Source organism: Acinetobacter corruptisaponis (genome assembly GCF_030053775.1).
In the GTDB taxonomy this organism is placed as follows: Bacteria; Pseudomonadota; Gammaproteobacteria; order Pseudomonadales; family Moraxellaceae; genus Acinetobacter; species Acinetobacter corruptisaponis.
The window spans coordinates 2,371,272-2,384,371 of sequence record NZ_CP125669.1; the positions used below are offsets into that span (position 1 = coordinate 2,371,272).

The window sequence follows — 13,100 nt, forward strand, 5'->3', positions numbered from 1 at the left end:
AAATTGCTCGTATTAGATAATTCCCGCAACTTTTAAACCATTGCGAAGAGGTTCACGATATTGTTCCGCAAGCGGGGTCAAAGGCAGGCGAATGCCTGTACCCATGTATCCCATCTCATGCAACGCCCATTTCACAGGAATTGGGTTTGATTCGCAAAACAAAATATTGTGTAGATTTGCAATTTGTTGATTCAGGTCTTGCGCTTTTGCCTGCTCTCCTGTCAGTGCGGCCTCACAAACATCGCTCATCTGTTTAGGCGCAACATTTGCAGTGACGGAAATATTGCCTTTGGCACCCAGCAAAATCAGTTCCCATGCGGTTGGGTCATCACCTGAATAAACCGCCATCTTACCGTTTAGGCCATCAATGAGTGCCTTGCCACGGGGAATGTCACCTGTTGCATCCTTAATGCCGACGATGTTCTTGACATCAGCAAGGCGGATCACCGTCTCATTCTGCATGTCCACGCCAGTACGGCCTGGAACATTGTAAAGGATCTGTGGAATATCAACCGCTTCAGCAATGGCTTTATAGTGCTGGTATAAGCCTTCCTGTGTCGGTTTATTATAATAAGGCGTGACCAAAAGCGCTGCATCAGCGCCCACATCTTTTGCTGCCTGAGTCAGTTCAATCGCTTCACGTGTCGAATTCGCACCTGTTCCAGCAATGATCGGAATGCGTTTATTGGCAACGCGGATCACCTCCTGAATGACCTTGATATGTTCTTCCATACTCAAAGTTGAGGCTTCGCCTGTTGTGCCGACAGCGACAATGCTATGTGTGCCTTGCTGGATGTGCCACTCAACAAGCTTCTCAAGACTCTTCCAATCCACACCACCATCTTCAAACATAGGGGTAACGATTGCGACAATTGAGCCTTGAATATTCTGTGCTAGCTGAGTCATTTTAAAAAAATATCCTATTTTCCCATCCGAATTTGAAGTGAATAAAAAACGAAATAATGGATGGTTGCAGTATTTTGATTGGTCATTCAGCAATGAGCTTGGTTGAATGACAATTATGCAAATTATGACTGATCGGGCGCATAAGAACAATATGCTTTAGTCAAACTGTGGAAAACTTTAATTCATCTCGATAAAAATTCAGGGAAGAGTGGCGGGAAAGCCAGCAGCAGGGTAAGGTAAAAACAGCAGCTTAAGGTTGAATTATAAAATGCAGAAACATTCCAGACATAGCGCATTGATCGTGGTCGATGTCCAAAATGGCTTTACGCCAGGCGGCAATCTGGCGGTTGCCGATGCGGACCAGATTATTCCATTGATTAACCAGTTGGCACAGCAGTTCGATACGGTTGTGCTGACACAGGACTGGCATCCTGAACAGCATATTTCCTTTGCGGAAAACCATAAGGATAAAGTGCCCTTTGAAACGGTTGAACTGGCTTATGGTACGCAGGTGCTATGGCCAAAACACTGTGTGCAGGGCAGCCATGATGCTGAATTTCATCCCGCCCTAAATATTCCAGCCGCACAGTTGATTATCCGTAAGGGCTTTCATCCAGATATTGATAGCTATTCCGCCTTTATGGAGGCTGATCGCAAGACACCCACAGGTCTCACTGGCTATTTAAAGGAACATCAGGTGGATACCGTTTATATTGTTGGAATTGCCACGGATTTTTGTGTGGCATGGACGGCTTTGGATGCTGTACATTTTGGCTTTAAAACCTATGTGGTTGAGGATGCCTGTAAGGCGATTGACCTGAATGGCTCACTGCAAAAGGCCTGGCAGGAAATGTCTGGGCAGGGGGTTCAGCGGATACAGTCATCCAACCTGCTTGCCTAGGCTTGTGACGGCTGTGCTAAAAACGTAAACTTTTGTTCACGAGTAAATGCCTTATTGTATTTGCGGACTAGAACAGTAATAGAGAGTGTTATGACTGAAATAGATGATTTTGACCGCAAAATTATTCATCACCTCCAGCTTAATGGGCGTTTGGCCAATCAGGAACTCGCTGAGTTGGTGGGATTGTCCACTTCCCAGTGTTCACGCCGTCGGATTAACCTCGAACAGAAGAAAATTATCACAGGCTATTATGCGCAGATTGCCCTGGATGCTGACCCAACGCCGATTATGGGGATTATTGAGGTGAAATTGCAGAATTATAATGATGCAACCCATGATCGTTTTGTTGAGTTTCTTTTGCATGAACCCGCAGTTAAAGATATTCATAAACTCACGGGCAGTTATGATTTTGTACTCAAAGTTGCGGTCAAGAGTTTGGATGAAATGGTGAAATTGATTGGTACTTTGTCATCCAGTAACTTTGGAGTCAGTAATTTAAATACATCTATTGTTTTAGAAAAATTAAAGGAAAATGGCATTGCGATTAAATAATAAATACTTTGCTGCCCCTTATAATGCCAGTCAAGATAACGTTATCACAGTGCAACCTTTGTGTATTTTAATGTGTTATTTGGATTATAAATTGCATTTATGATAAAAATATAATAATAAATTGCGTAAAAACCATAAAAATGATCAAATATATCAATTCGCATCCCTATCCAGGATGCTCTCCCTGCTGTTGTCTTGTTTCTTGAGCTATATCGTTATGAGTACTGATCAACATGTATCTTTGCCAATCCCAGCCGTGCCCGTGGTGGACCAGCACTCAAGAGTGGAAGATGCTCTGGCGATGTTGATTGGAACATTCATTTTATCGTTTGCCATGACCCTGTTGCAGCAGGCAGGCATTATGACAGGTGGAACGGCAGGATTGTCGTTGTTGATTCACTACATCACTGACATCAAGTTTGGCGTATTATTTTTCCTGATCAACATTCCATTTTACTATTTTGCCTATAAAAAGATGGGTATTGCCCTTGTGGTGAAAACCTTTGTTGCGGTGGCATTACTGGCTGGGTTTACGGAAACCATTCCCCATTTCTTTCAGTTGTCAGAGGTCAATCCAATCTATGCCACGATTTTTGCCAATGTGCTGATGGGGGTAAGTTTCCTGATCCTGTTTCGGCATCGTTCAAGTCTGGGTGGCATCAACCTGCTTGCGCTGTATTTGCAGGAACATTTCAAGATTTCAGCTGGAAAGGTACAGATGGGAATTGATGTGGCGATCTTATTAACGTCACTGTTTTTTGTGGACTGGAAACTTGTTTTAATTTCTATTTTAGGTGCGGTAATCCTGAATTCAATTATTTTGCTAAATCATAAAAATAGCCGTTATGTGGCATAAAATAAATTTTTAATTGAAATGATGGTAAAGGGTAGAAGAAAGGCGAACCTTTCTTCTACTTTGTCATTTTATTCTACAGTCACACTCTTCGCTAAATTACGAGGCTGATCGACATCAGTTCCGCGTAATACCGCAACATGGTAAGCAAGTAGCTGTACTGGAACACTGTAAACAATCGGTGCTAACCATTCATTGACAGATGGAATGTGAACCACATGCTGACGGTCTTTACCGTGTATACCACTGTCCTGGTCAGCAAATACAAACAGTTCACCCCCACGTGCCTGAACTTCTTCCATGTTCGACTTGAGTTTATCGAGCATGTCATCGTTTGGCGCCAGAATCACCACTGGCATTTCATTGTCCACTAAAGCCAATGGCCCATGTTTCAGTTCGCCTGCCGCGTAACCTTCTGCATGAATATATGAAATCTCTTTCAGCTTCAACGCACCTTCCAGCGCAATTGGGAAATGTGTGCCACGTCCTAGGAACAGGCAATGGTTTTTCTCAACAAACAAGGTGGATAAACGCAGGATTTCTGTATTGCATTGTAAGGTATCCAGAATCACTTTAGGACAGTGCCATAATCCCTTAATGATTTGGTTGCGTTGAGCCTCAGAAAGGCGTTGCTTCACTTCACCGATCTTGAGAATCAACAACATGAGTGCTGCAAGCTGGGTGGTAAATGCCTTGGTTGAGGCAACACCGATTTCAGGACCCGCCAGCGTCAATAAATGATGATCTGTTTCGCGAACCATAGATGAAGTCGCAACGTTACAAATCGTCATGGTGGTGATGTCAAGGTTTTGTGTCTTGGCGCGTTTTTGTGTTTCACGTAACGCTGCCAGCGTATCTGCTGTTTCACCAGACTGGGAAATACAGATATATAGGGTATTTGCCACAATCACTGGCGTGCGGTAGCGAAATTCACTGGCAATCTCAACCTGGCAAGGTACACCGATCAGTTGCTCAAACCAGTATTTGGCAATCATCCCTGCATGGTAGCTGGTACCACAGGCAATGATTTGTACCTGCTGGATTTTGCCAAAGTCAGCATCGGCATGGTTGAGGAAATCATCACGCAAGCTATTGCCATTTAAAGCTTGAGAAATGGTCTGCTGAATCGCTTCAGGCTGCTCATAAATTTCCTTGAGCATGAAGTGTTTATATTCACCTTTAGACACATTGCTGACCGTTGCATCCAGTTCCTTTACTGGACGTTCAACGCGCTTACCATCAACAAATACTTCAATGCTGCTGCGGGTTAAACGGGCAATATCACCCTCTTCCAGGTAGACGAAGCGATTGGTGACGGGCAATAAGGCCAATTGGTCAGAACTAATGAAATTCTCACCAATACCGACACCAATGACCAGTGGTGAACCTTCACGAACGGTAATCAGTTCATCTGGATGTTCAGTATGCACAATTCCAAGTGCATATGCACCCTTAAGTCGGGGTACAATATTCTGGACAGCTTCAAGCAGGCTATCGGTTTGTTTTAAGGCATTATTGACCAGATGCGCAACTACTTCGGTATCGGTCTGTGAGGTGAATACATAACCCAAGGCCTGTAATTCATCCTTGAGTTCCTGATAGTTCTCAATGATACCGTTATGCACAACCGCAACATTGCCTGAAACATGCGGGTGCGCATTGTTTTCTGTTGGTTTGCCATGGGTTGCCCAACGGGTATGCGCAATACCAACATTCCCTGTTAAATGTTGTTCTGATACCGCCTCAGCCAGATTGGCCACCTTACCCACACGGCGTTCACGCAGGATGTGTTGATTGTTTAATAATGCCAAGCCTGAAGAATCATAACCACGATATTCAAGGCGTTTTAGACCCTCGATCAATACTTCTGTAATATTACGTTCTGCAACGCCACCAACAATGCCACACATAATAGAATCCTCTTATTTTTTCAATTTTTGGGGACGTTGATAATTAGATTTTTCAAACTGTTTAGCACGTTCAACCGCTAAACTATGTTCATTTACATCTCTGGTCAGGGTTGAGCCTGCACCTGTGGTCGCACCATCACCAATTTTAATTGGGGCAACCAGTGAGTTATTGGTGCCAATAAACACTTGATCACCAATAATGGTACGGTGTTTGTTGGCACCGTCATAATTGCAGGTGATGGTGCCTGCACCAATATTACAATCCACACCGATGTCAGCATCACCTAAATAGGTGAAGTGGTTGGCTTTTGAACCCCGACCAATATTTGAGTTTTTCACCTCAACGAAATTGCCGATGTGAACATCATTGCCAAGGCTGGCACCTGGACGTAGGCGGGCAAAAGGACCAATTTGGGTATTTTCGCCCACAACCGCATTTTCAAAAACGCTGTATGCCTGAACTTTGGTACCTGCTGCAATAAGGGTATTCTTTAAAATACATCCCGCACCAAGCTGTACGTTATCGCCTAGTTCACAATCGCCTTCAATAATCACATTGATATCAATGAGGACATCTTGACCACATTTCAAATGGCCTCGTAAATCAAAGCGATTTGGGTCAATTAAATGAACACCTTGCTGCATCAATTCTTTCGCTTGTTGCTGCTGAAATTGACGTTCCAGAGCTGCCAGTTGTAGGCGGTCATTCACACCCTCAACTTCAAAAGCCAGTTCAGGTTGAATAGAAGCAATCTCTAAGCCATCTGCAACCGCCATGGCTACAATATCGGTCAGGTAATATTCGCCCTGCGCATTATTATTGGATAGTTTTGGTAGCCATTGATGTAGCTTGGCATTGCTGACACAGTAAATACCAGTATTAATTTCCTGAATTTGACGTTGCTCGTCATTGGCATCTTTATGCTCGACAATGGCTTGAATTTTGCCCGCTTGGCGAACAATACGGCCATAGCCTGTTGGATTTTCCACATTCAGCGTGATCATACCAATACCAGACTGGCTAGAGACTTCAAGCAATTGCTCCAGCGTGCTTTGACGAACCAAAGGCACATCACCATATAGAATCAAGGAAATGCCATCTTGAGGTAGAACAGGTAAGGTCATTTGCACTGCATGACCTGTACCGAGTTGCTCAGCTTGTTCAACCCACTCAATGGCTTGATTGGCAAAGCTTTGTTTAACCAATTCACCACCATGACCATAAATCGTAATAATATTCTGGGCATGTAGTTTTTGTGCTGTTTGAATCACATGACCAAGCAAAGGTTGACCTGCAAGTGGTTGTAACACTTTAGGTAATTGTGAACGCATCCGCGTTCCTTTTCCTGCTGCAAGAATAATCACAGTTGTTGACATAATTAACCCTACTGGTTTAAGTCAAAAGTAGAAGTGGAGAAGAGATAGGCAGATTGCTGCCCAAAGTCCAGCAATAATGTCATCCAGCATAATACCCAGACCGCCAGACACTTTCTGGTCGGCCCAGTTGATTGGGAATGGTTTCCAGACATCAAAGATACGGAATAATACGAATCCAGCAATGACCCACAACCCATTCATTTGCTGTAAATAAAGCAAAGGCAGGAAAGTAATGGACTGTCCTGCGAACTCATCCCAGACAATACGTCCATCATCATGGACATTGATGACTTTGGCGGTTTGTCCGCAGATATAAATGCCCACAACCGACATGATCAGGATGGCAATCAAGCTGCCATAGAAACCCAATTGTAGCCACAATGGCACAAACAGCAGGGCAAAGGCTGAACCAAATGTTCCAGGTGCCTTGGGCGCTAAGCCAGAACCGAAACCGACACCGCAAAAAACGATGCAGCGGTTGAACCAGCTCATTTGTTTAAAGTGAATCGGTGGCTTATGCAAAGTGTTGATATCCCTGAACAGGTAATGGGTGATTTTCGCCCATATACACAAATGACAATCCAGTTTGTTGGGTGATTTCACCAATTATTGTAAGCGGAACATCTAATTGTTGTCGAAGTAGTTTTTCAAAATTTTGCGGTGATATTGTAAAGCACAGTTCATAATCGTCACCACCCGCAAGGGCGTAGTGCCATGCCTGCTGCTTTTCCAGCTTTTTGAGTGATTCATTAATTGGAAGCTGCTCAAGTTGTAGTTTTGCACCGACATTGGATGCTTTGAGAATATGTCCCAAGTCCTGGGCCAATCCGTCCGAAACATCAATCATACTGGAGGCCAGACCTTTGAGCTGCTGTCCTAAATTACAACGTGGCGTTGGATAATCAAGTCGTTGCTGTAGGGCATGACCAAGATGCTGTAGCCCAAATGCGGCATCTCCAATCTGCCCACTGACACAGATATAGTCGCCGACCTGAGCGCCTGCACGCGTGACAGCCTGACCGTGTTCAATCCAGCCCAGTGCCGTGACCGTGATGGTCAGTTGGGAACTCTGTGTGGTATCGCCACCAATCAGGCTGACACCGAATTGATCACAGCAATCGAATAGTCCCTGACTAAAGCCAGCCAGCCAGCCATGATCAACTGTTGGTAGGCTTAATGCCAGTAAAATACTATGCGGTTTTGCACCCATTGCAGCAAGGTCGGATAAATTGACCGCCACACTTTTCCAGCCGATGGCATGTGCTGAAGTGTTTAGGGGAAAATGACGACCAGCAACCAGTGTATCGGTACAGATCACCAGTTGTTGTGAGGGAGGAGGTGTAACAATGGCTGAGTCATCACCAACTCCTAAACTGACACCAGATTTTGATGCGCGTTTAAAGTATTGGTCAATAATTGAAAACTCAGCCATGACACAAGCCTGTTATTTAGCTTGCTGTTTTTCAGCTTCACGAAGCTTTGAGGAAAGACGGTCCAGTACACCATTGATGTATTTATGGCTGTCCGCACCACCAAAGTGTTTTGCCAGCTCAATCGCTTCATCCAGCACCACACGGTATGGAACTTCGAGATGATCCCGTAATTCATAGGCACCGAGTCGTAAAGTGGCAAGTTCCACGCCATCGAGGGCATTTAACTCACGGTCAAGGACAGGGATGAGCAACTCATCCAGAGCGTCATGTTGGGCAACCACTTGAGTGAGCAATTCATGGTAATAGTTAAGGTCAACCTTGTGCATGGCATTTTCAACACGAGTGCGTGCCTCAATTTCATGGACAGGGTTCTGACTCATTTGCCATTCATAAATCCCTTGTACAGCAAAACGACGTGCTTTGCGTTTCGCTGCATAAGCGGCCTGAAGTGTTTGCGACATGCTTTAAATTGCCTTTAATAAGTTAACCATTTCGATTGCAGTCAATGCAGCTTCGCTACCCTTGTTACCTGCTTTCGTACCAGAACGTTCAATTGCCTGCTCAATGCTGTCAGTTGTCAACACACCATTGATTACAGGCATAGTGCTTTCAAGTGCAACCACACCCAAACCTTTGGCACATTCACCCGCAACAAAGTCAAAGTGTGGTGTGCTGCCACGAATCACTGCACCGAGGGCAATGATGGCATCAAACTTGTTGGAGGCAGCCAACTTTTTCGCAACGATTGGCAGTTCCCATGCGCCAGGCGCATGAATCACGGTAATCGCATCTTCTGCAACGCCATGACGTTTTAAGGTGTCAATCGCACCTTCCAGTAAATGTTCAACCACGAAGCTGTTGAAACGACCAACCAAGATCGCATAACGACCTTCGCTTGCGAGATGTAGTAAACCTTCAATTCGGCGAATTGCCATAACAACCTCGATTATTTTGCTGTGACTTGATCGGCAGTGATGTATTCCACTACCTCTAAATTAAATCCTGATAGGGCATTGAAACGAAGTGGTGAACTCAACAGTTTCATTTTCTCAACACCCAGATCACGTAAAATCTGTGCACCGACACCAATGGTCTGATATTGCTGGGAGAGGGCGGCATTGGATTTCAAAGGCTTTGGCTGATTCAGGTGATGAATCGCATGACCCAGATCTTCCAGATGGTCCTGTCCAATCCATACCAATACACCACGGTCGCTCTCTGAGATGGTTCTCAGTGCGAGGTCCAGACTCCATGCTGTGGAGCCATCTGCTTTATTGAGTTTTAGCAAGTCACGTACAGGATTGAAACCATGCACACGAACTGTGGTGACACCTTGTTTTGGTTCACCTTTCACCAACGCCAGATGGATGTCTGGATTGCCAATTTCACGGTATTTGTATAGCTCAAACGCACCGTATTCAGTATCAATGGTTTCTTGGGACAAACGCTCAACCGTTTGTTCATTGGTCATGCGGTAATGAATCAGGTCGGCAATGGTACCAATTTTAAGACCATGTTTTTCCGCAAACACTTCCAGATCAGGACGACGTGCCATGGTGCCATCATCATTAATGATTTCACAGATCACAGACGCTGGCTCAAGGCCTGCCAAGCGGGTTAAGTCACAGCCTGCCTCGGTATGGCCTGCACGGTGCAGTACACCACCTGGTTGCGCCATCAATGGGAAAATATGGCCTGGCTGAACGATATCGCTTGGCTTGGCATGTGCCGCAACCGCGGTGCGGATGGTATGCGCGCGCTCAGCAGCGGAAATGCCTGTGCTGATGCCTTCAGCCGCTTCAATTGAGAGGGTGAAGTTGGTCGCGTGCTGTGCGCCGTTTTGGTCAACCATCAACGGAAGATTCAGTTGTTTACAACGTTCACGGCTGAGTGTCAGGCAGACCAAACCGCGTGCATGGGTAATCATGAAGTTAATATCTTCAGGGCGCACATGCGTTGCGGCGATGACCAGGTCACCTTCATTTTCACGATCTTCATCATCCATCAGGATGACCATTTTGCCTGCACGAATATCTGCGACAAGCTCTTCAACACGACTCAGCGGCATTCGCTTTCACCTTTTTATTGCCTTTCAAGGCACTCATATTCGATAAACCGAGCATAGTTTACCGCATTTTAACAAATTTCGCCTGTGCTTCTTGATCAATTCAAAAGCCTGATTCTCTGGAAAAGCAATCAGGTCTGTCAGGAAACAGATGATAATGGGTTATGATGCTGGAATATCTGAAGATTCACTTGAAACTTTCGCTTTCTTGCCCATCAAGATTTCAGTGCGAAGATTTTGCGCCAAAGTGGCACACTGCTCATTCATGCCGTTAATCATAAAGGCATGACGGGTCATGATATTGCTTGGGTTTGGCATTGCCACCAGTTCATAACTATTTTGAATGGTTTTAAGCTGGTCATGGCTCAGGTGCAAAGCAGCCTCTTTTGCATGCAAATGCTGGGTGAGGCGTTTCGATGCCTCAATCGCGTCCAGTTGCATCGCATCAACGGCGCTTGTCACAGCACCACGGGTCTGTAGTGCAAAGCGTTTATCTTCACGGTAACGTTTGTAAAGCACCTCTGCCAACAATTGGAATACCGCACCCACCATCATCAGGCATTCCAACGCATGTGGCTTTTCCAGTGTGGTTGATAATATGGCGCCCTCGGCATTAAACTCCTGTACCACGCGAATTTGTGTGGCATCCATTTGATAATGCCTGCTACACAGATCGATACTTTTATCTAAAAATAACTGGCAAAGCTTGAAGTAGGGAACTGAGACTGACTGGTTAACGCTACTCAGTAGCTGTTTTGGATCATAAAACTGGATATTCAGTGCCAGCGTTTCATGATCAAGCTGGGTCTGTTCGGCTGGATTCTTTTCAATCCGTGGTTTTGGCTGGGCTTTGGCTTGTTGCTGGGCCTGTGCGACCAAAGTCACTGTGTTCTGTTTTTCCAGCGCCAGCGCCTGGGTTAGGCGTTGAATCTCATGTTTAAGATGATTTTCCTGGTTAATACGCGCAAGGTATTCACTGCGTGTTGGGCGGGCAATGGCACGGTAAGCCAGCCATATCAGGAAGTGGATAAACAAGGAAGCCAAAATTGCCAGCCACTGTGTGCGTAGAATCTCACCAATACTTGGCTGGATTAAGGTGATTTCAACAGTTCCCACTTTCTTTTCATTTTGCAGGGCATCACGCACAAAGACTTCACCCTGACGGGTTTTGGCCATGCCACTGGTCGCAAGCACCTGTTTATTGGCATCCAGGATACGGATGGATGCGACACTTGGGTTGGTTGCATAACGGTTGGCCACCAGTGCCAATGAGACCGTGTTGGCGGGTTCCAGCTCTGAAAGACTATCTGCCACAAGCTGACTGGTCATCAGTTGTCCCTGGCTGGCGCGGTTTTCATTGAGTTGATGTGTTGTTGCAATCACCAATAAAAAGGTATGCAGTGCAAAACTTACAATCAGCAGGCTAGCAAATAGCCCTTGGCGTGGCGCATTCAAGTTAAACTTCCAAGATAAATAAGAGTCAAATAGATTCAGGTTGGGTTATGTTATGATTCTTACATACAATAGTTGTCGCTCAACCACGAGTCAATTCATGCGAGAAATCATTCTTATATCCTTTTTAGGACCAGATCAACCGAATCAGTTTACTCGATTAATGCAGGTGCTCTCCGTACATTCTTTGCAAATACTCGATGTGGGTCAGGCTGTTATCCATAATCAACTCACCCTTGGGATTGTTGTTGCATCGGATCATGAGACTGCAACCGCATTGGCAATGAAAGAGATCCTGATTTTAGCACATGATATTGGCTTAACTGTGCGATTTAAACCAATCTCCAACGCAGAATATGAACAATGGGTGAGCGAGGGTGGACGAACCCGCTATATCGTGACTGCGCTTGCCCCAGAACTTACGGCGGCACACTTGCAGGCAGTGACCAAAATTGTGTCGAGTCAGGGCTTTAATATTGAAACGGTGACACGTTTGTCGGGTCGACTGGATCTGGAAACCGATAGCCCATTTCCACGCCGTGCCTGTGTCCAGTTTGGTCTAAGCGGACAAATGCTGGACGCGCAGGCCATGCGTGCCGCCTGCCTCAGCCTGTCGGGTGAACTGAACATTGATGTCGCGGTACAGGAAGACAATGCCTATCGTCGTAACCGTCGTCTGGTTTGCTTCGATATGGATTCAACCCTGATTGAGCAGGAAGTGATTGATGAGTTGGCGCTGGAGGCGGGTGTGGGTGCACAGGTGGCTGAAATTACCGAGCGAGCCATGCAGGGTGAGCTGGATTTTCAGCAAAGTTTCCGTGCCCGTGTTGCCTTGTTAAAAGGTCTGGATGCTTCGGTTCTACCAAAAATTGCAGAACGTTTAACTGTGACCGAAGGTGCAGAGCGTCTGATTTCAACCCTGAAAGCCTTGGGATATAAAACGGCAATCCTGTCAGGTGGATTCCAGTATTTTGCTGAATACCTACAGGCCAAGCTCGGAATTGATGAAGTGCATGCCAATATTCTGGATGTACGGGATGGTCTGGTGACAGGTGAGGTCAAGGGCGCAATTGTTGATGGTGCGCGTAAGGCTGAATTATTACGTCATTTGGCCGACAAAATGGGTATTTCGCTAGAACAGGTCATGGCAGTGGGGGACGGGGCCAATGATTTGCCAATGCTTGCCATTGCAGGCTTGGGCGTGGCATACCGTGCAAAACCACTGGTGCGTCAGAATGCCAATCAGGCGATTTCAAGTGTCGGTCTGGATGGTGTCCTATACTTGCTGGGAATGCATGACAAGGACCTGAATCGTGCTTAAAGGCGGGTTGTGCTGAATCAGTCCCGATCTGTGTTTTGAGCTTTATTTAATGCCGTTTTTCAAGCGGCATTATTTATTTTAAATACGTCACGATTCCGTCATATTTATGTCTAAATGTATAGAAAAACAACGATAAAAAAATTCTGAAAAAAGTTTTTTTAAGCTAAAAACAGCGTGATAGTTTTTTGTAATGACACGCTGTAACTGATGCTATATGGACATTCAGGCCTTTTATGCCTGTAAAAAATGTAATGACAAAAGCATATTGCGACATCTTGTGTCGTATGGTTGATTTCAGGCTCTTTTTTTCTGGAAAAAACGCTCCATAAT

The 13,100-nt window shown here is 45.4% G+C and carries 13 protein-coding genes; 4 read left to right on the top strand and 9 right to left on the bottom strand.

The genetic code is table 11. From position 1 onward, the window contains the following. Positions 1-12: 12 nt before the first annotated feature. Positions 13-906, bottom strand: a complete 894-nt coding sequence (gene dapA, locus QLH32_RS11270) for a 4-hydroxy-tetrahydrodipicolinate synthase (RefSeq protein WP_283266293.1) — start codon at positions 904-906, stop codon at positions 13-15. A gap of 268 nt (positions 907-1,174) precedes the next feature. Between dapA and pncA the strand changes: the two genes are divergently transcribed. The 3 genes from pncA (at position 1,175) to QLH32_RS11285 (ending at position 3,215) form a co-directional block, all read left to right on the top strand. Beyond that, positions 1,175-1,807: a bifunctional nicotinamidase/pyrazinamidase gene (gene pncA / locus QLH32_RS11275; RefSeq protein WP_283266294.1), complete on the top strand. Its 633-nt coding sequence runs from the start codon at positions 1,175-1,177 to the stop codon at positions 1,805-1,807. Between the two features lie 90 nt (positions 1,808-1,897). Next, entirely contained in the window at positions 1,898-2,359 is a 462-nt protein-coding gene (locus QLH32_RS11280) for an Lrp/AsnC family transcriptional regulator (RefSeq protein WP_283266295.1), read from the top strand. A gap of 217 nt (positions 2,360-2,576) precedes the next feature. Beyond that, complete coding sequence (locus tag QLH32_RS11285) at positions 2,577-3,215, top strand: YitT family protein (RefSeq protein ID WP_283266296.1); 639 nt, start codon at positions 2,577-2,579, stop codon at positions 3,213-3,215. A 68-nt stretch (positions 3,216-3,283) separates the two neighbouring features. On the opposite strand, the gene glmS is transcribed toward QLH32_RS11285, so the two are convergent. From glmS to QLH32_RS11325, 8 genes are all read right to left on the bottom strand, one after another. After that, entirely contained in the window at positions 3,284-5,122 is a 1,839-nt protein-coding gene (gene glmS, locus QLH32_RS11290; RefSeq protein WP_283266297.1) for a glutamine--fructose-6-phosphate transaminase (isomerizing), read from the bottom strand. Between the two features lie 12 nt (positions 5,123-5,134). Beyond that, a complete protein-coding gene (glmU, locus tag QLH32_RS11295) occupies positions 5,135-6,499 on the bottom strand; it encodes a bifunctional UDP-N-acetylglucosamine diphosphorylase/glucosamine-1-phosphate N-acetyltransferase GlmU (protein ID WP_283266298.1) in 1,365 nt (454 codons plus the stop codon). A 21-nt stretch (positions 6,500-6,520) separates the two neighbouring features. Next, positions 6,521-6,991 (bottom strand): phosphatidylglycerophosphatase A family protein, encoded by a 471-nt coding sequence (locus QLH32_RS11300; protein ID WP_279961328.1) that lies wholly within the window; start codon positions 6,989-6,991, stop codon positions 6,521-6,523. Positions 6,992-7,013: 22 nt separating this feature from the next. Then, positions 7,014-7,931, bottom strand: a complete 918-nt coding sequence (thiL, locus tag QLH32_RS11305; protein ID WP_283266299.1) for a thiamine-phosphate kinase — start codon at positions 7,929-7,931, stop codon at positions 7,014-7,016. Positions 7,932-7,943: 12 nt separating this feature from the next. Further along, entirely contained in the window at positions 7,944-8,393 is a 450-nt protein-coding gene (nusB, locus tag QLH32_RS11310; protein ID WP_004683615.1) for a transcription antitermination factor NusB, read from the bottom strand. A 3-nt stretch (positions 8,394-8,396) separates the two neighbouring features. Further along, positions 8,397-8,867: a 6,7-dimethyl-8-ribityllumazine synthase gene (gene ribH / locus QLH32_RS11315; protein WP_004637206.1), complete on the bottom strand. Its 471-nt coding sequence runs from the start codon at positions 8,865-8,867 to the stop codon at positions 8,397-8,399. An 11-nt stretch (positions 8,868-8,878) separates the two neighbouring features. Continuing rightward, complete coding sequence (ribBA, locus tag QLH32_RS11320; RefSeq protein WP_283266303.1) at positions 8,879-10,000, bottom strand: bifunctional 3,4-dihydroxy-2-butanone-4-phosphate synthase/GTP cyclohydrolase II; 1,122 nt, start codon at positions 9,998-10,000, stop codon at positions 8,879-8,881. Positions 10,001-10,159: 159 nt separating this feature from the next. Continuing rightward, on the bottom strand, positions 10,160-11,452 hold the full coding sequence (locus QLH32_RS11325) for a hypothetical protein (protein WP_283266305.1): 1,293 nt from the start codon (positions 11,450-11,452) through the stop codon (positions 10,160-10,162). Positions 11,453-11,549: 97 nt separating this feature from the next. Between QLH32_RS11325 and serB the strand changes: the two genes are divergently transcribed. Then, positions 11,550-12,770, top strand: coding sequence for a phosphoserine phosphatase SerB (gene serB, locus QLH32_RS11330; protein ID WP_283266307.1), 1,221 nt, complete (start codon positions 11,550-11,552; stop codon positions 12,768-12,770). Positions 12,771-13,100: the final 330 nt, after the last annotated feature.

Coding starts and splice junctions, on each gene's coding strand:
- ribBA (WP_283266303.1), bottom strand. CDS start 10,000: ATGCCGCTGAGTCGTGTTGAAGAGCTTGTCGCAGATATTCGTGCAGGC.
- glmU (WP_283266298.1), bottom strand. CDS start 6,499: ATGTCAACAACTGTGATTATTCTTGCAGCAGGAAAAGGAACGCGGATG.
- QLH32_RS11300 (WP_279961328.1), bottom strand. CDS start 6,991: ATGAGCTGGTTCAACCGCTGCATCGTTTTTTGCGGTGTCGGTTTCGGT.
- pncA (WP_283266294.1), top strand. CDS start 1,175: ATGCAGAAACATTCCAGACATAGCGCATTGATCGTGGTCGATGTCCAA.
- QLH32_RS11285 (WP_283266296.1), top strand. CDS start 2,577: ATGAGTACTGATCAACATGTATCTTTGCCAATCCCAGCCGTGCCCGTG.
- QLH32_RS11280 (WP_283266295.1), top strand. CDS start 1,898: ATGACTGAAATAGATGATTTTGACCGCAAAATTATTCATCACCTCCAG.
- ribH (WP_004637206.1), bottom strand. CDS start 8,867: ATGGCAATTCGCCGAATTGAAGGTTTACTACATCTCGCAAGCGAAGGT.
- thiL (WP_283266299.1), bottom strand. CDS start 7,931: ATGGCTGAGTTTTCAATTATTGACCAATACTTTAAACGCGCATCAAAA.
- nusB (WP_004683615.1), bottom strand. CDS start 8,393: ATGTCGCAAACACTTCAGGCCGCTTATGCAGCGAAACGCAAAGCACGT.
- dapA (WP_283266293.1), bottom strand. CDS start 906: ATGACTCAGCTAGCACAGAATATTCAAGGCTCAATTGTCGCAATCGTT.
- glmS (WP_283266297.1), bottom strand. CDS start 5,122: ATGTGTGGCATTGTTGGTGGCGTTGCAGAACGTAATATTACAGAAGTA.
- serB (WP_283266307.1), top strand. CDS start 11,550: ATGCGAGAAATCATTCTTATATCCTTTTTAGGACCAGATCAACCGAAT.